Raw genomic sequence first — 21,269 nt, 5'->3', positions numbered from 1 at the left:
TTTTTTAACTCTTATAATAACTATCAACAATCTTATCCAAAAACTCCTTCTGATCTCCAGCCCAATGTCTGTCAGAGAAAATTTCCACTTCATTAAACCCAGAAAATCCAGCTTCCTCAGCCCATCCTCGGATAGTAGGGATGTCTATACAGCCTTCTCCCATAAGTCCCCTGTCATTGAGGAAATCTACTGTAGGGCACATCCAGTCACAAATATGAAAAGCATAAAGGTTTCCCTTGCGACCACACCTTAGCAGCTCCTCTCTTAAATCAGGATCCCACCATAAATGATAAACATCTGCCGCTACACCAACGTGGTCAGATCCTATAGCTTCGGCCATTTCATTGGCCTGTCGCATGGTATTGACCGCAGATCTGGTATCAGCATACATAGGATGCAAAGGTTCGATTGCCAGTTTTACTCCATGTTCAATTGCAAAAGGCAATACTTTTTCAATCCCCTCTTTTATTTGCTCCCGTGATTTCACTAAAGACTGACCAGGATCAGCTCCACATACCAATACAATCATTGGCGCACCTAAAGCAGCGGCTTCCTCTATGGCCTTATAATTATCTTGAATAGCTTGATCTCGGGTCTTTGAAGACACTGAAGGAAAAAACCCTCCCCTTACCAGCGATACAATTTCCAATCCATGGCTTCTTAGTCTCTCTCCAGAAGCTACTATATCTCTACCTCCAAGGTATTGACGCCATACTGAGATGCCTTTTACTCCTACCCTTTCGTAGTTTTCAGCGGCTTCTTCCAAACTCCATGGCTTGGTAGTAATGGTGTGAATACAGAGTTTACTAAGGTCTTTTATAGGTTTTACACTCATGACAGGCAATTAAAGAAAGTATAATAAGTATCCTTATCGATGATTCGTTGTACATACAATGCCAGTTCTCGTGCGTGGTAGTCTCCCCACATACTGGATTCATTGCAAGCTATTTTTTGACCTTCAGGCACATTGTCCCACCCATTTGGTTCATGATAAATGGAATGAAGAATCAATCCCTGATGGTTTTTATCTGTACTTAAGTAAGGCTCGTCCAATAATGTTTTCAACACAGTAAGGCCTGCCTGCCAATATTTTTCACCTTTGACGGCGTCACCACTTTTCTTCAAATAATGACCTAGTCTCAATAAGCCCTGTGCACCAATTGCTGCTGCAGAACTATCCACTGGTTCAAAGTCATTATAAGGATCCGCTGGGCGAGACAAGTAATCCCCTAGTTTGTGAAGATTAGGTGCTCCTGTATCCCAGTAAGGGATTCCATCTGTTGGTGTGTGTTCGATATAGAAATCGCAAGAGGCAGTAGCCGCTTTTAACAAAAAGGCTTTGATTTCCGCTGGGTCTCCAAAAGCTTTAAGAGACGCATCGGAAAGCGTTTCAATGTATTCTAACTCCTCTGCAAAACCACACATGGCCCAAGCTAGACCGCGAGTCCAGGTAGAAAAGCCAGTATAACCTTGTTGTGAATTAGGGCAACGATAGTTACCATCGTTGGTGTTGAAAACACTTTCATGTGCAGTTCTACCCCAAAGGTCATACCTATCTCTTCCCTCTCCATAGTATACAGAATAATCCGCAGTAGCTTTGGCATGCTGCAATCCTCTTACCAATAGATTTACTTTTTTGTCATTTTCTTCCTGAAGAACGTGTCCTAGGCTATGACTTAGCATAAGGATTCTCACCGTACGGATTGTGTCAACAAAAAGTGAATGTGGTCCATTAAAGGAATACATAAATCCGCCGTCTTTGATAGGGGACCACCTACTGGCTTGAACAGCACCGGAAATCTTTAATGCCAATTCATAATAATTCTTTTCCCATTCCACATAAGGAATTTTTTCTTCAACCATTAATCTCAACAGGTTGCCATAGGTGCTGACATTATTGAAACCATGATCGTGAACCCCAGTATGACTAATATGAGGTGCCATGTACTGATGTGTTTTTAATTTCCCTTTTTCCAGGAAACTTTTCTCATCAGTAGCATCAAATTGTAAAATGGAAGACCCAAATTGAAAGCCCTGTGTCCATTCGGTCCATCCGCGGGTTGCATACTTTCCATCAACAGTAAAAACTGGTGAACCTTGATTTTGGGGATATTCCTTTTCAATTGCGGAGATTTTCTCAGCAGAAAGTTGCCAAAATTTATCCAAAGCCGATTTTAGATCTTTAGCTTGAATTTCAGAATCAATTGCAATCATAAATTTTATGGGTTTAAGTTTATTTTGGAATTGAGATTTCCACCCTTAATATTCAGAAGTATTAACTGAATCTCAGATGGTCAAACCATGCACTTTTTGTTTAAGATGATAAAGATATCTCAAATTTTACCAAATATAAAGGTATTATTCTATCTATTGCTGGTACTTTTCGTTTTCTAAGCATCTAAACGTTGATGGGGAAACGCCTGTTTTCTTTTTGAAAATTCTGCTAAAATAGGAAGGGTCTTGGTAATTCAATTGGTAGGCAATTTCCTTATTTGACAGGTCTGTATAGATAAGATATCTCTTGGCCTGAAGCATCAAACGCTCCAAAATCACCTCTCCTGCGGTCATACCCGTTATTTTCTTCACATGTTTATTTAAAATGCTCGGTGCAAGTTTCATCATTTCTGCATAGTCCTGAACCTGATGCACTTGTCTAAACTTGTGCTCAACCAATGCATTAAATTGTTGAACAAGGGAAAAATCCGGATCTAAAGTATTGTTTTTATCAGCAAAGTACCTAAGGTAATACTGTTTGCATTTTATCAGAAATATCTGGAGGTAATTGTTCAGAATGGCAGTAGTAAAACTATTCCATTTTCTGTACTCCTTACTAATGACTTCAATTAAATCAATCAGGTCTTTGAAGTCCACTGAATTTAAATTGAGAATGGGTACTAATGTTGGATTATTAAAATAAGGAAGTTGAAATAGAAACTCTTCATTCTTGGTATCTAAGGCATAAAATTCTCTGGAAAAGACCATTAGATAACCATGGTAATCATTTTCCCTACTAATTTTATGCACCTGACCCGGAGAAAGGAAATGTACACTTTGAGAATGAATAGGATGGGCATTAAAATCAATCTCATGCTTTCCAGCCCCATTTACAAACACACAAATTTCGTAATATTTATGCCTATGCGGCCTATCCGTTTCATGAGGATAAGTTCTGTTTTGGATGGTTTTCCCTTGTACCTCATATATCTGGAATGCCCTCTTATTGGTTATTTCGGGCATTTCATACGTTTTGATGGGTTCTTGCATGTCAATCCTTCTATTAAACATCCAAGTTAATCAAAATAATAAAATCAACCTTTCAAAATCGACAATATAACCTTAAAAACAATAATCCAAATTACCTTTTTAATAATTTTATACTAATAAAATTAATTTTAATGTAAATTTAAGAAATATTTATTACCATATTTTTAAAATTAAAGGATAAATACTACCTTTGAAATATCAAATAAAGACAAAAGGTCTTTGGTCAATAAAAGTCAAGTATTTTATTGATGATATATACTGTAGGATGATGAAACTGGCAGACATGCCCTCCTGTCTCGAGGGTGGAGATCACAGAATAAAGAAAATAGCGAGCTCGTATTTTTCCTAACTGCTCCGTGGAGGTTCGACTCCTTCTCCTACAGCAGGTTATTTTGGGTTTATTGTTAATTGACTAAAGCTATGAAATTTTGTTTCATAGCTTTTTTTGTTTAAATAGGCCTTCCAACCAATTTAAGCCTCAGAATTCAATAGCTCATTTGGGCTTTTCATAAAAAAATATACTTATAAAATAAAAAAGCAGGAGAAGATCTCCTGCTTTTTATTTTGAAAACTAAACCAACTATTATTTAACTACCATAATACAAACAAAATTAACAATAACTGATTAAAAACCAAATTTACAAGGTAAAATCTAATCAATTATCTATTTTTTGTTACCTACTTTATACAATATGCCTAATGCCAATCCCTGGCTATATTGTATTCCCGGATCCTGATCGATATCATAAAGGGAAATTCCTGTAAGGGTCACGTTGATAATGTTTGAAATTTTGGCAGTAAGTGTTAGGTCCAGTCTATGATCAATATTTTTCATTGAAAGGGTCTCATAGTTTGAAAACATTGTATACCTAGATTTAAGGTTTAAGTTTTCGGAAAGATCTTTATCCAAACTAGCAAAAACCTGCATTGCCAACCATTCTATTCTTACAGTCTCACCTGGCAATACGCCATAATTGGAAGGAACATTGTTTATAATCTGATTATCACTTACAAAGGTAAACCTTGGAGAGAAAGGGCCAATCCTTAAGAAGAACTCCTTACTTGGTTTAAATTCAAAGCCAAGAGAAGATGTCAAATAGCCAGGAGCCATAAATTTGGAAATCAAGGATTGTGTACCATCCTCATTGTATTTGTAACCTTCGGCAAATTGGGAAAGGTAATTTACAGAAAAGTAACTGGACCATTTTTCACTCAATTGGTAACCTAATTTTGAATCCAGGAATATTCTATCATTGGATTTCCTTGTACCTTCACCTTCATTGCGAACAATACCAAAGAGAAGCTCCAATTCATTGTCCCAAGAGATTTTATCCTTTTGGTAAAGTGCTTTCCCGGCAATGATGCTACCGAAAGCTACAGAGTTTACCCCTCCTGATTTCCAATTGCCACTAAATCCAGCCTGATTAAAATTTAAACCAGCACTAAATTCAGATTGCCAATAGGAGGTATCAACAGGTGTTTGTGCTTGCTCCTGAGAATCTGAAACCACTTGGGCCGTGACAACATTCAATGCCACCACAAATACCAATAAGGTCAATAGAAAATTTTTCATGAGATGTGTTTTATTAAATTAATTTTTGTGTGATTTTTTCTAAAATTTTTCCAGATTTAACTATTAATTTTAAGTAGATCCTTTCCTAATTGAAGGCAAAATAAATTTAAATTAATTCGAAAATCAAAACGAAGCGCAAATCTATGGAAAATCAAACAGAAGAAACACTGATTGTTAGAGATTTTTTAGCTAGACAGCGAACAAAACTTGCCAATGACAGAACATTATTAGCCTATATAAGAACCAGTTTGTACTTCGTCGTAAGCGGAACAGCTCTTATAAAGGTCAATGACCTAGAAAATGTAAAAGAATTGGGTTACTTCTCATTTTTGATCAGTGTGGTTTTATTGATAGTAGGTTTTTTTAATTTTTTTAAGCTTAAAAAAAAACTATCTAAGGGAAATTACGAGAAAATGTAAAAACCTTCAGCCCAGAAATAATAGAATTCTAAAATTGGTAGGCTATTTGTAGACTGATTCTGAAACCAAACTTTGATATAATGAAAACCTTAGGTATCGTTCTGATAATTGCAGGAATCATAATGTTTTTAATAACTGGCATCTCTTATACAACTGAAGAGACTTTGATAGATGCTGGTCCCCTTCAACTAAGCGCCGATAAAGAACAAAGCATTGCTTGGCCACCCTATGCAGGAGGAATAGCAGTTATTGCAGGATTTGTTTTGCTGGTGGCAGGTAAAAAGAAATAATGACACTGACTCGAACAATGTAATTGCATTAAAGGTAAGGCTTGCATTTACCAACCTAACCCCTTTAAAGCATATTACTACTGATTTTACTATTTAACCCGGATTATGTAATAGAATTCGTGATGAGTGTTGCAATCACAAGAAAATCAGGCTGTTTGGAGATTTTAGCATAGCACCGCTATGGTGAAATTAAAAACAGCAACGAAGTGGCTGATTTTAAAGCGATTTCAGCACGCAATAGATTGTCTATTGCATATTTCGGGTTTAAATACAAGAAGGCCTATGATCTTTTCAGCCTAAAAGTAAGAATCCCCACAACCATTAGGTTGTGGGGACATTTAAGGACCATTAATCATTTAAAAGGCTCAGTCGATTAACTTTACATTTTCGATCATTGTAGGTTCTAGTTCGAAAAACCTTTGGTGTATATTAAATATCTCTTCACCTTCATTTGGCTTTTTGCTAATGTACTTCCCATCTTCCTGCATTACATAAGCATTTTCATTATCCATGAGGTTGTACTTCAGGATATTCATTAGTTGTTTTTGAAGGAATTGATTCTCCACTTTAAACAAAGACTCAAGGCGCTTATCAAAACTTCGAACCATAGCATCTGCACTTCCTACATAGATTCTTGGGTCTCCATTGTTGTGAAAATGGTAAATTCTAGAATGCTCCAAAAAGTCACCCACAATAGAGATCACTTCAATATTTTCACTCAACCCCTTTCTTCCAGGCCTCAAGCAACAAATCCCTCTTACGATCAATTTGACAGGAACTCCTGCTTGAGAGGCGCTATAAAGGGCATGAATAAATTCAGAATCTTCCAGAGAATTAATTTTTATAAATATACCGGAAGGCAATCCTTTACGTGCATTTTCTGATTCTATATCAATAAACTCTATCAGGTTGTTCCTCATGTCCCTTGGAGAAGTGATAAGGTTCTGATAGCTGGTAGGTGCTGAATGCCCTGTGATAACATTGAAAAACTCAGAAACATCATTTGCCAGAGTTTCATCTGTAGTCAAAAGGCCAATATCTGTATAAATACGGCTTGTTTCTTCGTTATAATTCCCTGAACCCAAATGCACATATCGGGTTACCCTGCTTTCCTCTTTCTTCACGATCAGAAGCAGTTTGGTATGGGTTTTAAAATTACTCACCCCATAAATTACAAAACAGCCTGCTTTCTGCATTTTCTTTGCTTCTCTGATATTGTTCTCTTCGTCAAATCGTGCTTTAACTTCAAACAATACAGAAACGTGCTTTCCATTTTCAACTGCCTTAAGCAGTGCACCAACAATCCTTGAATTTTTGGCCAGACGATAAATGGTCATTTTAATGGCCATCACATGCGGGTCATCTGCAGCCTTATCTAGAAGCTCCAAAATGGGCTCCATATCATTATAAGGGTGATGAAGCAATACATCTTTGTTTTTGAGCACCTGAAAAATATCCTCAGATGCTGCCTCAGGATAAGACAATGGAGGTATAGGATCAGGAATAGCTGGCATTCTATCTTTAAAACGCTTGTTACCAATCACCTGCCATAACCCTGTGAAATCCATTAAGCTTTTACGCTCAATTTTAAAAATACTATCATCATTTAGTGTCCAGCGCTGTTTTAGCAAATTAACCATCCACTTGCTATAGCCTTCTTCGATCTCAATTCGAACAACCCTCCCTGTTTTTCTTTCATTCAGCTTTCGCTTCACTTCTTCAAGGAAATTGGAGTCCATATCTTCACTTTCCTCCAAGGTAAAATCACCATTTCTCGTTATCCTGAAAAGGTTGATGGATTCAATGGTGACATTCCTAAACAAGGACACAATATGCTCCCTGATCATTTCTTCAATTGGCACATAGATGATCATGTCCTCTCTTTCCAACTCAAAGAAACGTGGAATATTAGATGGAATTTGTACAAAGGAAAGCTTCTTATTGTCTTTCTTCTCCCCAGGCCCAATGGTGACTACCCCAAAAATCAACAATTTGTTCATCAAAATTGGGAAGGTATGATAACCATCAAAGACCATTGGGGTCAACATTGGGTATACTGCCTTGAAAAAATAGTCTTCAATTGTCTTTTGTTCCTCTGGCAAAAGATTACGCACATTGCTTAATTGAAAGCCTGACTCTTTGGTAGTGGTAAGCAACTCATTGACGAATTGTCGTTGAAGTTTATTATGAAAAATCTGAGATTCGATCATTAGCTTTTTCTTAAAACTATCCTCACGCAATCCAGAATAGTCAATCCTTACCTTGTCATAATCTAGATAATTGTATAAAGACCCTACCCTGATCATAAAAAATTCATCAAGATTGGAAGCCGCAATTGCAAGAAATTTAAATTTCTCGAAAATATTACGTTTGTTCTTTTTAATCTGATCAAAAACCCGGTCATTAAATTTTATCCAGCTAAGGTCTCTGCTGATTAATTTACTATTATTTATAGTTTCTTCAATTTTATCGAGTTGGATCAATTTCATGTTAATTTCATTAAAATGGGAAAAAGTAAACCAATGATACTAAATTATTCAGAGAATAAAAAAAGGGCATTTAGCCCTTTTTTTATTCTCAACGGAAAATCACTCGGGATCCATTAGGTATCAATTTTGGCATATTTAGCATTTTTCTCAATAAACTCTCTACGAGGAGCTACTTCATCACCCATTAGCATACTAAATAAATGATCAGCTTCCGCAGCAGAATCTATGGTTACTCTCTTCAAGGTTCTCGTATCAGGGTCCATAGTTGTTGTCCAAAGTTGCTCAGGATTCATTTCTCCAAGTCCTTTATACCTTTGTATTCCAACACTATCTTCTTTCCCATCAGGAGCTAACTCTTTGATTACCCTTTGTCTATCTTCCTCTGTCCAGCAGTACCTCTCCTCTTTTCCTCTCTTCAATAAGTAGAATGGTGGTAAAGCTATGTACACATATCCGTTTTCTATCAAACTTCTCATGTACCTGAAGAATAATGTAAGAATCAATGTTCTAATGTGAGAACCATCAATATCAGCATCCGTCATGATGATAATTTTGTGGTAACGGAGTTTGGACAAATCCAATTCCTTCTCATCATTTGCAGTGCCAAATTTGACCCCTAAAGCAGTCAAAATATTTTTTATTTCATCATTGTCGTAGATTTTATGCTCATGCGCTTTTTCTACGTTCAATATCTTTCCTTTTAGCGGCAAAATCGCTTGGAAATCTCTATCTCTTCCTTGCTTCGCTGATCCACCTGCCGAGTCCCCTTCGACAAGGTACAATTCACATACAGCCGGATCAGAATTAGCACAATCAGCCAATTTACCAGGTAGTCCACCACCGCCAAGTACATTCTTCCGTTGTACCATCTCACGGGCTTTTTTGGCAGCATGTCTGGCTTGGGCGGCCAGCACTACTTTACCAATAATTATTTTAGCCTCTTTTGGATGTTCTAGCAACCAAAATTGTAAGGTTTCAGAAACAGAAGCATCTACGGCACCTGTCACATCTGAGTTACCCAACTTGGTTTTTGTCTGTCCTTCAAACTGCGGCTCTGCTACTTTCACGGATATTACAGCTGTAAGGCCTTCCCGGAAATCATCACCTGATATCTCTAATTTCACCTTATCTAGCATTCCTGACTTGTCAGCATAGCTCTTAAGGGTTCTTGTAAGGGCTCTTCTAAAACCCGAAACATGGGTCCCTCCCTCATAAGTATTGATGGTATTTACATAAGAAACCACATTCTCTGTATAGGAGTTATTGTACCCCATGGCGACCTGAACAGGCACACCATTTTTCTCAGACTCTATATAAATAGGTGTCTCAATGATTTTTTGTTTGTTTTCATCCAAATACTCAACAAACTCAACAAGCCCACCTTCAGAATAGAAGTCATCGGACCTGAAATTACCCTCATCGTCCTTTTCTCTTTGGTCGGTAAGTTTAATTCTTATTCCAGCATTCAAAAAGGCCATCTCACGCAAACGAGTTGCTATGGTTTCATATTTGTATTCTAAGATCTGAAATATTTCATGATCAGGCTTAAAATGCACATGGGTTCCACGAGATTCAGTGGTGCCTATTTCTCTAACTTCATATTGAGGAACACCTCTTACATACTCTTGTTCATGTACTTTCCCACCTCTTTTGACAGTTACCTTCATAAGAGAGGAAAGTGCGTTAACACAGGAAACACCTACTCCATGAAGACCACCTGATACTTTGTAGGTATCTTTATCAAATTTACCTCCAGCATGCAAAACAGTCATTACCACTTCTAGTGCCGATCTATTTTCCTTCTCATGGAAGTCAGTAGGAATACCTCTACCATTATCCTGTACTGAAACAGAGTTATCTTCATGAACTGTGACTGAAATGGTATCACAATGTCCGGCTAGTGCTTCATCAATGGAGTTATCTACTACCTCCCATATTAAATGATGTAAACCTTTAAAACCTATATCACCAATATACATGGCGGGTCTTTTCCTAACCGCTTCCAACCCTTCCAACACCTGAATATTCTGGGCTGAATAATCGTTTTTATTCGACGACGCTTTTTCCTTACTCATAGTTAGACTTTATGGCAAAAGAAGTGCCATTTCAAATTCAAATATTTAAAACTCAACTAAAGACAAAAATACACAAAAAAAACGAGACCATAACCCTTTTATTGGCTATAGTTACTATATAATGACCCTTCAGTACCTATAGGCCTATAGCGCCGATTATAGCACAACAAAAAGCGCCTTAAACGAGATGATCATAAAGGGGGTGTATCTTTTTCCTAAATTAAAAATCTATTATAATAAATCAAATAAGAATTCATCCTTACTGATTGACTAAATTAATATAGCTGATAAGGGATAAAATTGTTTTAAATAAACTAGTACTGATTTGTGCTTAGAAGGACAAGTGTACAAGCTTCTAAAACATCAATACCTTCCTTTTCCGCCATTTCCATAAACTCTTGATTTTCAGTACCTGGATTATATATTATTCTATCGGGCTTTAGTGACAATATATAATCATACCATTCTATTTGGTTTTTAGGTCCTACATAAAGGGTCACTGTATGAACATCAGGAATACTTGGCTTATCTCTTAAATTCAAGATTTTTTCACCGGAGATTATTCCTGTTTTAATGCCCACAGGCACGAAGGGGACATCTCTTTCTTTCAACATTATAGCTGCAGTATGCGCATATCTCGAAGGATTAGGACTTGCTCCTATGATCACCGTCTTCTTACTTGTTTCCATTATTCACCTTTTAATAAAACTTATGCACTTCCAATATCCATTTTGGCATACTTTTCAATCAATTTTTCCGCACACCTTTCCCCATCCATGGCAGCCGAAACAATCCCTCCTGCAAAGCCGGCCCCTTCACCACATGGGTAAAGCCTACTGATTTGTGGATGCTCAAAGCCTTCTTTCGTTCTAGGAATTCTTACAGGGGAAGAAGTCCTGCTTTCCACTCCTACTATCTGGGCATCATTGGTATAATACCCTTTCATTTTTTTATCCATCAGCGGAAAAGCCATTGCCAAACGCTTAGCTATAAACTCAGGCAAGAAATCATTAAAATTAGCACTTTTGAGCCCCGGCTGGTAAGAAGTCTCCAATAAGTCCTTGCTTAGCTTATTATTCACAAAATCCATCATCCTTTGGGCGGGAGCTACCTGTGATTTCCCACCCACTTCCCAGGCTGCCTGCTCTACTTCCTGTTGAAAGACCAAAGCCGATAGTGGGCCATACTTTTGGTATTTGGGTAAATCTTCCAATTCTACAGCCACAACCATACCAGAATTGGCAAATTTACCATCTCTTCTACTTGGACTCATTCCATTCACTACTATTTCTCCAGGAGAGGAAGCTGAAGGCACAATAAAACCACCAGGACACATGCAGAATGAGAAAACGCCTCGCTGCTTGCCATCCAAAACCGTTTGTTGTACCAAACTATAAGAAGAGGCGGGCAAATAAGGGCCTCTATCTGATTGGCAATGGTATTGGATCCTGTCAATTAATTTTTGATCATGCTCTATGCGAACACCCAAGGCAAAAGGCTTTGCCTCTATCAATATGTTCTTTCTTGAGAGGAGGTGAAAAACATCTCTAGCAGAATGGCCAGTGGCCAAAATCACTCCAATACCTGAAATTTTCTCCCCATCACTCGTGACCACACCTTTAATACTGTCTTTTTCTATCAGGAAGTCTGTAACTTTTGTATTGAACAAAACTTCACCCCCAGCTGCTAAAATACTTTCTCGTAATTCGGCAATAAGTATTGGTAATTTATTGGTGCCAATATGAGGGTGGGCATCCACTAAAATATCCTCATTGGCACCATGGGCTACTAAAATTTCCATTATCCGCCTCAAATCCCCCCTTTTCTTGGATCTAGTATATAGTTTTCCATCAGAATAAGTACCAGCCCCCCCTTCTCCAAAACAATAGTTGGAATCAGGGTTTACGATATGCTCTTTGTTCAAAGCTGCAAGGTCTCTTCGTCGGGCCCGAACATCTTTTCCACGCTCCAGAACTATGGGTTTTACACCAAGTTCTATCGCTCTTAGCGCAGCAAAAAGCCCAGCAGGACCTGCTCCTACAATAATAATGGGCTCACTATTTCTTACATTAGGGTAATCTTTGCCACTATTGATCAATGGTTCAGGGTTCTGACCACTAAAGATCTCCACCGTTACATTGATTTTAACCTTTTTACTTCTGGCATCAATGGACCTTTTGGTTGTCCTTATTATTAAGTTTTTGTGGCTAGAAAGTCCTGATTTTTCTGCTACGGTTTTTTGAAACAATGCTTCATCATAAGCTTCTTCCGGACTGAGAACCAGCTGCAATTCTTTTTTCATATTCTATTTTTCAACCGCATCTAGCACTTCTGTATCTACCCAACGCTTTCCCCACTCCTTGATTTCTAATTCCGTCCACAATTCGGGATAAAAAATTACTTTTTGAAATCTAGGAGGCAAAAACTTTTGCCAATTGGTACCGCCAGTAGCGGCAATATCCATAGGGTTTTTATGTAGGTATTTGACTGCAGATTTATAATGGGCAAGAGGCCAATAAACATTGGCCTTCTCGTCAAGCTCTTTCATCAACTTAGTCAGTTCATCATCCTTTTCTTCAAGGTAAATGTACTTTTTCCACAAGTTGTTCTTTCTGAATTTTGAGATCAATTCCTTTAACTCCGTACCGTATTTCTCTTCAAAGGATTTGAGTGTCAAGGTTTTTTCACCCGTAGCCAGCTCTTTGGCCCCATATTGCCAATAGAGAATATCAAAAAGACTATCGATGCTAGTAAGGTTAATGTCTTTGTAATCTTCCCTTTCCTCTAGGTACACAAGATTCTGAATATCTGTGCACATGATTTCGATCATTCTGTACTGAGCACTTTGAAAACCACTCGCAGGAAGTAAAGACATCCTAAACTTCATGAATTGTTCTCTTTCCATCCCTTTCCACATCACCGCAAAAGAAGAGATCAAAAGGTCAAAATACATAATGACCCTTTTAAGCCTATCTTTAAAAAACTTCACACTAATATTTTCAACAGCCGCCATTTGCTCCAACTCCCAAAGGATGAGGTTAAAGTAAAGTTCAGTTATCTGATGATAGATGATGAAAATCTTTTCGTCCTTAAAAGAAGTTCGTGGTTGCTGCAGGGTCAATAAGGTGTCAAGATTTATATAATCCCAATAATTAAGATAATCTGCATGCAACAAGCCTTCCAAATAAGAAGATAAATCCTGGCCTGAGGCTCTAAACTTTTCTTCCAGTTGTTTAATTTTATCTACAATTTCCTTTTCGGGATATTTTTTTTCCATGCAAGGTGCCGAAGCATTAGTTCACTAAGTTGCTTTTATTGAAATAATTATCTGTAAAAGCACACAAAAATTCTTTTGGAAAGGCAAATTAATAAGTTTTTTAATGTAATCAACCCACCTTTAAACCAAAATTAGTCAACAATGAGCTTAATCATAGAATAGGGAAAATTTTTAATCTCAATTAATTCTACTTTTAATGACCACTGTCTTAGTCGGTGTTAAAGGGTCATTGCTAAAGAAGGTGATTGTTTTATGGTCAATCCCTTTCCTACCTTTAGGGTCAAAGGTAAATACAAGATCCATTTTATCTCCACTTTGTAAGTCCATTGCAGGAAGCTCATAAGTCAAGCAATCGCAATTGGTAACTATTTTCCTTATTTTCAGTGGTAGCGGTCCTTCATTTTCTAGGGTCAAAATTCTGGACACCACATTTCTAGCACTAATCTTCCCTAAATCAATTTCCATTTCATTGATCTTGAGTTTGGGAACTTTATCCACCTGACTTACTGGCAATGGCTCAAAATATTCGTGAATGGTAGCCATTAAATGAATCGGCAATTCAAACCGCTCCCCAGTCAAAACAGATAACTTAAGTGTATCCCGAATATAACCCAAATCATTTCTTAGGGAAGGATCGTATTCAATTTCTAAAACACCTCTAGTATTGCTCTCTACTACTGAAGGCACCATTCGTACTTTTACATATGAAGGAAGGCTATCCTGTTTTAAATTCAATTGCACTGGAAATTCATTAAAATTATAAAAATCCAGGATTTTAAATTTCGGCTTGTTTGTAAACAAGGTACCCAAATTAATTTGGTCAAAAACAAAGCCCAGGTTATTTTTCTTGACCTTATAATAGGATTCAGGACTATTGGGATAGTGTACATTTACACCTTCTAAAAACAAAGAATCTCCCAATGGTTTCACATTTGTTTTCACCACAATCATTTTCGAAAAACTTCCTCCTCGAGATTCAGGATCAAATGTAACTTGAAGGTGCCCTACCTTTCCTGAGGCTAAAGTATCCTCCGAATAAGCAACCACCGCACAACCACAGTCGGTAATGACCTCTTTTATATATGCATTGGAATCAGTTTGATTCAAATAATAAAAATCTGCCACTCCTTCTCCTCGCTCAGGCATAACTGCACCAATATTTACCAAATTGTTTTCCCATACCAATCCTTTAAGCTCAACTTCCTGACTATGAACCTCTATGAATGAGGAAAGCAATAAAATACCAACTATTAATAAAAACACTGTGTTCTTCATATTGGCAAATAACGTTAAAATAACCACAAATTATTGTTTAAATTCCTTAAATTTGCGTCAAAAACACAATAATGGCAAGAGTACTCACAGGTATACAAAGTTCAGGGAAACCGCATTTAGGGAATATATTGGGTGCAATAAAACCAGCCATAACCTTGACTAAAAATGAAGACAATGAGTCTTTCATTTTTATTGCGGATTTCCACTCCCTTACAACGATTAAAGATCCTGTAGAAAGGATTAACAATGTCAACGCCGTGGCGGCAGCATGGCTCGCTTTTGGACTTGATATTAATAGGTCTGTATTTTACCGACAGTCAAGAATTCCCCAAGTAACGGAGTTAACCTGGTACCTGAGTTGCTTTACTCCTTATCCCATGTTGGCCAATGCCCATAGTTTTAAGGACAAATCTGATCGATTAGCAGATGTGAATGCAGGGCTATTTACTTATCCTGTTTTGATGGCTGCAGATATACTTTTGTATGGAGCGGACATTGTGCCTGTTGGCAAAGATCAATTGCAACATTTAGAGATTTCCAGGGACATTGCCAGCACCTTTAACCATCGCATTGGAGAAGAGTTGCTCAAAATACCGGAGGCTAGAATCAGTAATGATGTAATGATTATCCCTGGCACTGATGGTCAAAAAATGAGCAAATCCTACAATAACTATATTGACATCTTCTTACCTGAAAAGCAACTAAAGAAAAATGTCAACACCATAATTACCGACAGCACTCCATTAGAAGAGCCTAAGGATCCCGATGTTTGTAATGTTTACAAGCTGTATAAACTAATCGCAGATGAAGACCAAACTTTGGCTTTGAGAGAAAAATACCTTGCGGGAAATTTTGGCTATGGTCACGCTAAAAAGGAGTTACTTGGGTTAATTCTGGATACCTATAAAAATGAAAGAGAGCAATATGCTTACTATATGAATAACCTCACTGATCTGGAATCAAGGTTAATGGCTGGCGAAGAGAAAGCGAGAGAGGAAGCAGACAAACTTTTAGCCACCCTAAGAAAACGACTTGGTTTCGGTTAATTGTAGAATATTATTTCTTTTAAAGCCCTCGGCTTTATTGGAAGTTGAAGCAAAAAAAATCAGATGCGAATACATCTGATTTTTTTTTGTTTTGAAACCTCAAGTAAGCAATTTCAATGTCTGATCTTAAGCATAAAAAAAAGGTAGTCAGTTTAAAACTAACTACCAGGAATTAACCGTTCTAAATTTCTTTTTTATCTCGATCTCCAAAGGTCTTTCAACGACTTCCCGTTAATCACCATTACAAACCTGGTTGGGTTTGGCACCAAAACAATTCTAACATCCTGACCATCAAATTGCTCAGATTCAATAGGCACCCCTTCCCTACCCTGAACATCATAAGTCACCACACCTCTGGAATCTGGAAGCATCGGAATGTACTTGTTGGCTAAATAGGCAGAAGGAAGTAGGACATCATTGTCTGACACTAAAGTGGCATAAATATCTTCCAACTTACTTTCTAATACATCACCATACTCCTCATTCAGATCATCCTCCAGGTCATGCAATTCCTCTTCAATGTCATCATAATTCGGGTCTGCATAAGTTATTTCGCTCAACTTAATCCTCAACTTCACGATCTTGGAGAGCTCCACATCTAATTTTTCAAAATCCATATACGCTATTACTATTATTTTTTTCTATACATGAAGGTAAATAATATGAATCCATATTCCAACTTAGAATTATTAAAAGTACCTAGGTCTTGTTATAATTTTGAGCCATTTAAAATTCTAAAGACTCAGTAAGGCTAAATCCATATAAATGCTTATATTTTGGACATAATTCTCAAACCAATAAAAATTTTTTTTTAAAATGACAGATGCATCCATAATCAACAAGGCGCAAGCGTGGCTTAGTAGTAACATCGACGAAAAGAGTAAACTAGAGATAAAGGCCTTGCTGGACGCTCCAGACGATACTGAACTTATCGATTCTTTTTATAAAGACTTAGAATTTGGAACAGGTGGCCTGAGAGGCCTAATGGGCGTAGGTTCCAACCGAATTAACGTATATACTATAGGTATGGCTACGCAGGGTTTAGCTAATTACCTAAAACTTAGTTTTCCAGGTGAAGACATTAGCCTTGCTATCACTCACGATTCACGTATCAATAACACCTTATTTGCGGAGACTACTGCCAATGTACTTACTGCCAATGGAATAAAGGTGAAGTACTTTAAAGAAATGCGTCCCACTCCAATGTTGTCCTTCGCTATCAGGCATTATGGTTGTAAAAGTGGTGTAATGGTAACCGCCTCACACAACCCTAAAGAATACAATGGCTACAAAGTCTATTGGGACGATGGAGGACAAGTGGTTGCTCCGCATGACAAAAACATCATCACTGAGGTTTTAAAAATTAAGTCTATCGATGATGTAAATTGGAACAAAAACGATGCCTTGAAAGAATATATTGAGGAGGACTTTGATCTTATTTACCTTAATGAGGTAGAAAAATTAAGTATGTCACCTCAAACTAATTTGGTGGAAAAAGACATGACAATTGTATTCTCCCCAATCCATGGCGCTTCAGGAAAAATGGTTCCTGCAGCTTTAAACGTCTTTGGTTTTGAGAACATCCATGTTGTAAAGGAGCAAATAGAGCCGGACGGCAATTTCCCTACAGTCAAATACCCTAACCCTGAAGAGACCGAGGCTCTTGACCTTTCTATAAAGCTGGCAAAAGAAGTAAACGCAGAGCTTGTTCTTGCGTGTGATCCTGATGGAGACAGGTATGCCGCAGTCGTCAAAAACGAAAAAAACGAATACGAATTACTTAATGGTAACCAAACAGGGGCCCTTATTATTTATTACTTGCTCAGCATGTACAGAGAGCAAGGCAGACTTACCGGAAAACAATTCACTGTTAGTACTATTGTAACCACGGGGCTTCTTGGTGAGATCAGCAAAGGTTTCGATGTTCCCTATTATGATGTACTTACAGGCTTTAAAAATATTGCTGCTGTAATCCTTGCCAACGAAGGTAAAAAGGAATTTATAGCCGGTGGTGAAGAGAGTTACGGATTCTTGGTTGGTGATTTTGTTAGAGACAAGGATGGAGTATCTGCCTGTGCAATTGTCGCTGAGATAATGGCCTATTACAAGCAAAAAGGCATGTCAATTATTGATGTTCTGGCTGAGATTTACATGTCCTACGGTTTTTATAAAGAATCCCTAATCTCCATCACCAAGAAAGGTAAAGATGGTGCTGAGCAAATTCAGCAATTGATGAAAGGTTTTAGAACCAATAAGCCTACATCAATTAATGGTATTGCGGTTAGTAAAATAGTGGATGTTCAGGAAAGTAAAGTTTATGACATGAAGGCTGGTACAGCATCAGTTCTGGATCTGGAAAAATCAAATGTTATACAATTTTACCTCGAAGATGGAAGTAAAATCTCCGCTAGACCATCCGGCACAGAGCCAAAAATCAAATATTATATTTCAGTGAATGAAAACCTGCCAAATAGAGAAGCTTACCGGGCAACTGAAGCTTCTTTGGATGCAAAAATTAATGCTTTGAAGAAATTCTTCGAATAGAAAAACAACAGATATGCCGGCTCAAAAGCCGGCATTTTTTTTTACTTCTACTTACAAAATAAGTTTCCCCGAATACAATCGAAAAGAGACTTACCCATCAAACTGACAGGCTAAACTCTACAACCCTTCTGCTTCAAGCGATAAATCCTACTCTTGTTTCTTTTTGGCATAAACTCCGAAAAGGTAGGAAAATATCACAATCCCTCCTGATATAGTAGGAATGTAAGGGTGGTAAATGACTCTAAAAAAATAAAGTATGTATACTATAGCGGCTATAAGCCCTATAATAGACATCGCTATCTGAAGGTTCTTCAACATAATTATTTTAATATAAAACTTATGGTATGGCTACCTTCTGGCAGCTCGAATGATGCACTTTCATAAGAGGGGGCAGAAAATGTACCTCTGGCATTATTAGAAAAGCCATAAGCATCTTTAGGTATTCCCAGCAGGGTTTTGCGCATTTCACCATCTTCATTTCCATCATGAAACGCGGCTACTGCATAGGTTCCTTTATCCAGGTTACTAAATTTGAATATTGCTTTCCCATTTTCAACTCTTGCTGAAGCACTTAAAACCGCTTCATCAGACTGATCTGGAAAACCTTTCTCACCTTTAAAAAGCAAAAGCTGAACAAGACCTTTAGCCTCACTTTGCAGGTCAATTTTAATGGTAATTTGTGAACCTGTACCTTGGGTTGTCAAGGCCATCAAAACAGATACAAGAATTATTACAGCTTGGTTAATCATTTTGCTAAAGTACGCAATTGATCTATTTTTCCTGAAGGAGTTACCTTGAATTTAGGAATAAATAAGATTTGTTTGGGACTGTGATACTTGGGAAGGATTGACCTGGCTTTCTTAAGAAAGGTCACCGCATTACTATTATTTCCTACCCCCTCAACAACCAAAATAAGTGCCTGCCCCAAGCTTTCATCGGCGGTTCCAGTTAGGAAGAATAATTTTCCCGGAAAATAAACAGACATTAATTCACTCATCTCTTGTGCTATTTCTTCCGGATAAAGCTTTACACCACCTGAATTCACTACATGGTCCGACCTTCCTTTCCAAATAAAAGTTGTGTCACTTTGTAAACTTACAACATCGTTGGTTTGCAACCAGATAGAACCTCCCATAGCTGCATGGATGGACAATCTATTTTGCTCGTCTACTTTTAATTTAACACCTGGTAGTGCTTTGTACTTTAGGTCTCCTTTTTCTTTTAGATTGGCAAGGGCAATATGAGAAACAGTCTCTGTCATCCCGTAGGTTTGAAAAACTTTCCCTGGCAAACAAGCAACTTTCTCCCTTAATTGAGGCGAAATGGAGGCCCCTCCAATGATAATATTATGAATCTGTTCTAAAGCTCTTTTTCCACTCGCAGAACTCATCATTTTTTCTACTTGCAAAGGCACAAAAGCGACAAAATCAAAAACCTCGTTTTTCAAATCCTTTAGAGGGTTGGATTCTGGGGGTATCACTCTTAAACAAGCCCCCCACTCCATGGCTCTTACAAGCATCATTTTACCTGCTACCTTGGAAGTGTCCAGACAACAAAGCATGCTACATCCTTCTTTTAAATCAAAAAACAGCTTGGTCGCCTTTGCACTTTCAATTAGCTGGGTACGAGACACCGTTATATTCTTAGGAGGACCGGTAGACCCTGATGTTTGTAATGTAAAATCATTTTTACCATTTAACCAATCAAAACAAAAACCAAATGCTTCTACATAAATCGGAGAAAGTTGACTTTTGTCTCCCTTTAAAATTTGGTTAAAGGTGAAAGATGAAGTTCCGAATGTTATCATAGGTCTTTTGCTATACAAAATAAATAAATTATCCACTGTCAAGCATAATCGGAAGCCTTAATTTTACAAAATTAAAATTGCCTGTTATCTTGCAGTAAAAAATTAGCCTGGAAATGATCAATTGGAAAACAGTTAAAGAATACAAGGACATTACTTATAAGAAATGTGATGGTGTAGCGAGGATTGCATTCAACAGACCAGATATAAGAAATGCCTTCCGTCCTCAAACTACAAGTGAACTTTATGATGCATTTTTAGATGCTCGTGAGGATGTTAATATTGGAGTGGTCTTATTGTCTGCTGAAGGCCCTTCCTCTAAAGACGGGGTTTATTCCTTTTGTAGCGGTGGGGATCAAAAAGCCAGAGGACATCAAGGTTATGTTGGTGAAGATGGTATGCACCGACTAAATATCCTTGAAGTACAACGACTCATACGGTTTATGCCAAAGGTGGTCATTGCTGTGGTCCCCGGATGGGCTGTAGGTGGTGGACATAGTCTACATGTCATTTGCGATCTTACTTTAGCAAGTAAGGAACATGCCATTTTTAAACAGACTGATGCTGATGTGACAAGTTTTGATGGTGGTTATGGTTCTGCCTATCTCGCCAAAATGGTTGGCCAGAAAAAAGCCAGGGAAATTTTCTTCCTAGGCCGAAATTATTCTGCTCAAGAAGCCTTTGAAATGGGAATGGTCAATGCTGTTGTACCCCATGATGAATTAGAAGACACTGCCTTCGAATGGGCACAGGAGATATTAGAAAAATCACCTACATCTATAAAAATGCTAAAATTTGCCTTTAACCTAACGGATGATGGCATGGTGGGGCAGCAGGTATTTGCAGGAGAAGCCACCCGACTTGCCTACATGACTGAAGAGGCAAAAGAAGGAAGAGATGCGTTTCTTCAAAAACGCAAGCCAAATTTCAAACACATTAAATGGATCCCTTAAACAGGTATTAAAATGGCGATACTTTATTTCACATGCTAGTTTGGATTTCTTATTTTAGATGGAAAAAAGTCTAATTTGGTAGAGTACCGGAGAATTGGCTTTCCTTGTTTTTCGTTTTAGGTCCATTACTTTTTAAAGGATTTAGAGGGGTTGGCTTGTTAATAAGCATAAAAAAGCCCAAGACAACATTTCGTTAGCTTGGGCTTTTTAATTTAACTCCCTCACAGTGATAATATCTGAATTGACTTTTTATGACTTTA

General features: G+C 37.7%; 18 protein-coding genes. 5 read left to right on the top strand and 13 right to left on the bottom strand.

Translation table 11 applies throughout. The annotated features are described in order from the left end of the window. Nucleotides 1-4: 4 nt before the first annotated feature. The 4 genes from AC13EX_RS22620 to AC13EX_RS22605 all read right to left on the bottom strand — a co-directional run bounded on the left by AC13EX_RS22620 (nt 5) and on the right by AC13EX_RS22605 (nt 4,837). Nucleotides 5-835 carry a sugar phosphate isomerase/epimerase family protein gene (locus AC13EX_RS22620; RefSeq protein ID WP_482894449.1) on the bottom strand — a complete coding sequence of 277 codons (831 nt, stop codon included), beginning with the start codon at nt 833-835 and terminating at the stop codon, nt 5-7. Further along, a complete protein-coding gene (locus tag AC13EX_RS22615) occupies nt 832-2,214 on the bottom strand; it encodes a glycosyl hydrolase (protein ID WP_482894448.1) in 1,383 nt (460 codons plus the stop codon). The genes AC13EX_RS22620 and AC13EX_RS22615 overlap by 4 nt, the downstream gene beginning before the upstream one ends. A gap of 153 nt (nt 2,215-2,367) precedes the next feature. After that, complete coding sequence (locus AC13EX_RS22610; RefSeq protein ID WP_482894447.1) at nt 2,368-3,285, bottom strand: AraC family transcriptional regulator; 918 nt, start codon at nt 3,283-3,285, stop codon at nt 2,368-2,370. Between the two features lie 643 nt (nt 3,286-3,928). Next, nucleotides 3,929-4,837: a DUF3078 domain-containing protein gene (locus tag AC13EX_RS22605; RefSeq protein WP_482894446.1), complete on the bottom strand. Its 909-nt coding sequence runs from the start codon at nt 4,835-4,837 to the stop codon at nt 3,929-3,931. Between the two features lie 143 nt (nt 4,838-4,980). Here AC13EX_RS22605 and AC13EX_RS22600 point away from each other — a divergent pair, with 143 nt between their 5' ends. Next, entirely contained in the window at nt 4,981-5,256 is a 276-nt protein-coding gene (locus tag AC13EX_RS22600; RefSeq protein WP_482894445.1) for a DUF202 domain-containing protein, read from the top strand. An 80-nt stretch (nt 5,257-5,336) separates the two neighbouring features. After that, entirely contained in the window at nt 5,337-5,546 is a 210-nt protein-coding gene (locus AC13EX_RS22595; protein WP_048644142.1) for a hypothetical protein, read from the top strand. 365 nt (nt 5,547-5,911) lie between these two features. Here the strand turns inward: AC13EX_RS22595 and ppk1 are convergent, their stop codons facing one another. From ppk1 to AC13EX_RS22565, 6 genes are all read right to left on the bottom strand, one after another. After that, on the bottom strand, nt 5,912-8,035 hold the full coding sequence (gene ppk1, locus AC13EX_RS22590) for a polyphosphate kinase 1 (protein ID WP_048644143.1): 2,124 nt from the start codon (nt 8,033-8,035) through the stop codon (nt 5,912-5,914). A 113-nt stretch (nt 8,036-8,148) separates the two neighbouring features. Further along, nucleotides 8,149-10,110, bottom strand: coding sequence for a DNA topoisomerase (ATP-hydrolyzing) subunit B (gene gyrB / locus AC13EX_RS22585; RefSeq protein ID WP_048644144.1), 1,962 nt, complete (start codon nt 10,108-10,110; stop codon nt 8,149-8,151). Nucleotides 10,111-10,424: 314 nt separating this feature from the next. Next, on the bottom strand, nt 10,425-10,799 hold the full coding sequence (locus tag AC13EX_RS22580; protein WP_482894444.1) for a CoA-binding protein: 375 nt from the start codon (nt 10,797-10,799) through the stop codon (nt 10,425-10,427). A gap of 20 nt (nt 10,800-10,819) precedes the next feature. Continuing rightward, entirely contained in the window at nt 10,820-12,412 is a 1,593-nt protein-coding gene (locus AC13EX_RS22575) for an NAD(P)/FAD-dependent oxidoreductase (protein WP_482894443.1), read from the bottom strand. A 3-nt stretch (nt 12,413-12,415) separates the two neighbouring features. Next, the gene (locus AC13EX_RS22570) at nt 12,416-13,387 is read right to left on the bottom strand and encodes a tryptophan 2,3-dioxygenase family protein (protein WP_482894442.1); all 972 of its coding nucleotides are present in this window, start codon (nt 13,385-13,387) and stop codon (nt 12,416-12,418) included. 177 nt (nt 13,388-13,564) lie between these two features. Then, nucleotides 13,565-14,662, bottom strand: coding sequence for a DUF1573 domain-containing protein (locus AC13EX_RS22565; RefSeq protein WP_482894441.1), 1,098 nt, complete (start codon nt 14,660-14,662; stop codon nt 13,565-13,567). Between the two features lie 71 nt (nt 14,663-14,733). Here AC13EX_RS22565 and trpS point away from each other — a divergent pair, with 71 nt between their 5' ends. After that, nucleotides 14,734-15,708, top strand: coding sequence for a tryptophan--tRNA ligase (gene trpS, locus AC13EX_RS22560; RefSeq protein WP_482894440.1), 975 nt, complete (start codon nt 14,734-14,736; stop codon nt 15,706-15,708). 194 nt (nt 15,709-15,902) lie between these two features. On the opposite strand, the gene AC13EX_RS22555 is transcribed toward trpS, so the two are convergent. Continuing rightward, complete coding sequence (locus tag AC13EX_RS22555) at nt 15,903-16,325, bottom strand: hypothetical protein (RefSeq protein WP_482894439.1); 423 nt, start codon at nt 16,323-16,325, stop codon at nt 15,903-15,905. Nucleotides 16,326-16,524: 199 nt separating this feature from the next. Between AC13EX_RS22555 and AC13EX_RS22550 the strand changes: the two genes are divergently transcribed. Continuing rightward, nucleotides 16,525-18,252, top strand: coding sequence for a phospho-sugar mutase (locus AC13EX_RS22550; RefSeq protein ID WP_482894438.1), 1,728 nt, complete (start codon nt 16,525-16,527; stop codon nt 18,250-18,252). 320 nt (nt 18,253-18,572) lie between these two features. Here AC13EX_RS22550 and AC13EX_RS22545 read toward each other — a convergent pair whose 3' ends face one another. Then, nucleotides 18,573-19,001, bottom strand: a complete 429-nt coding sequence (locus tag AC13EX_RS22545; protein ID WP_482894437.1) for a DUF2141 domain-containing protein — start codon at nt 18,999-19,001, stop codon at nt 18,573-18,575. Beyond that, nucleotides 18,998-20,059, bottom strand: a complete 1,062-nt coding sequence (locus AC13EX_RS22540) for an AMP-binding protein (protein WP_339716161.1) — start codon at nt 20,057-20,059, stop codon at nt 18,998-19,000. The genes AC13EX_RS22545 and AC13EX_RS22540 overlap by 4 nt, the downstream gene beginning before the upstream one ends. Nucleotides 20,060-20,172: 113 nt before the next feature. On the opposite strand from AC13EX_RS22540, the gene AC13EX_RS22535 reads away from it, so the two are divergent. Continuing rightward, a complete protein-coding gene (locus AC13EX_RS22535; RefSeq protein WP_205749790.1) occupies nt 20,173-21,009 on the top strand; it encodes a 1,4-dihydroxy-2-naphthoyl-CoA synthase in 837 nt (278 codons plus the stop codon). Nucleotides 21,010-21,269 lie beyond the last annotated feature (260 nt).

It is taken from the genome of Cyclobacterium sp. L-R, from assembly GCF_056859355.1.
Note: the sequence above shows the minus strand (reverse complement) of the source record. Positions and strands in the feature narration are given on the sequence as shown.

Coding starts and splice junctions, on each gene's coding strand:
- trpS (WP_482894440.1), top strand. CDS start 14,734: ATGGCAAGAGTACTCACAGGTATACAAAGTTCAGGGAAACCGCATTTA.
- AC13EX_RS22595 (WP_048644142.1), top strand. CDS start 5,337: ATGAAAACCTTAGGTATCGTTCTGATAATTGCAGGAATCATAATGTTT.
- AC13EX_RS22550 (WP_482894438.1), top strand. CDS start 16,525: ATGACAGATGCATCCATAATCAACAAGGCGCAAGCGTGGCTTAGTAGT.
- AC13EX_RS22545 (WP_482894437.1), bottom strand. CDS start 19,001: ATGATTAACCAAGCTGTAATAATTCTTGTATCTGTTTTGATGGCCTTG.
- AC13EX_RS22570 (WP_482894442.1), bottom strand. CDS start 13,387: ATGGAAAAAAAATATCCCGAAAAGGAAATTGTAGATAAAATTAAACAA.
- AC13EX_RS22605 (WP_482894446.1), bottom strand. CDS start 4,837: ATGAAAAATTTTCTATTGACCTTATTGGTATTTGTGGTGGCATTGAAT.
- AC13EX_RS22575 (WP_482894443.1), bottom strand. CDS start 12,412: ATGAAAAAAGAATTGCAGCTGGTTCTCAGTCCGGAAGAAGCTTATGAT.
- AC13EX_RS22555 (WP_482894439.1), bottom strand. CDS start 16,325: ATGGATTTTGAAAAATTAGATGTGGAGCTCTCCAAGATCGTGAAGTTG.
- ppk1 (WP_048644143.1), bottom strand. CDS start 8,035: ATGAAATTGATCCAACTCGATAAAATTGAAGAAACTATAAATAATAGT.
- AC13EX_RS22620 (WP_482894449.1), bottom strand. CDS start 835: ATGAGTGTAAAACCTATAAAAGACCTTAGTAAACTCTGTATTCACACC.
- AC13EX_RS22600 (WP_482894445.1), top strand. CDS start 4,981: ATGGAAAATCAAACAGAAGAAACACTGATTGTTAGAGATTTTTTAGCT.
- gyrB (WP_048644144.1), bottom strand. CDS start 10,110: ATGAGTAAGGAAAAAGCGTCGTCGAATAAAAACGATTATTCAGCCCAG.
- AC13EX_RS22615 (WP_482894448.1), bottom strand. CDS start 2,214: ATGATTGCAATTGATTCTGAAATTCAAGCTAAAGATCTAAAATCGGCT.
- AC13EX_RS22540 (WP_339716161.1), bottom strand. CDS start 20,059: ATGATAACATTCGGAACTTCATCTTTCACCTTTAACCAAATTTTAAAG.
- AC13EX_RS22535 (WP_205749790.1), top strand. CDS start 20,173: ATGATCAATTGGAAAACAGTTAAAGAATACAAGGACATTACTTATAAG.
- AC13EX_RS22580 (WP_482894444.1), bottom strand. CDS start 10,799: ATGGAAACAAGTAAGAAGACGGTGATCATAGGAGCAAGTCCTAATCCT.
- AC13EX_RS22610 (WP_482894447.1), bottom strand. CDS start 3,285: ATGTTTAATAGAAGGATTGACATGCAAGAACCCATCAAAACGTATGAA.
- AC13EX_RS22565 (WP_482894441.1), bottom strand. CDS start 14,662: ATGAAGAACACAGTGTTTTTATTAATAGTTGGTATTTTATTGCTTTCC.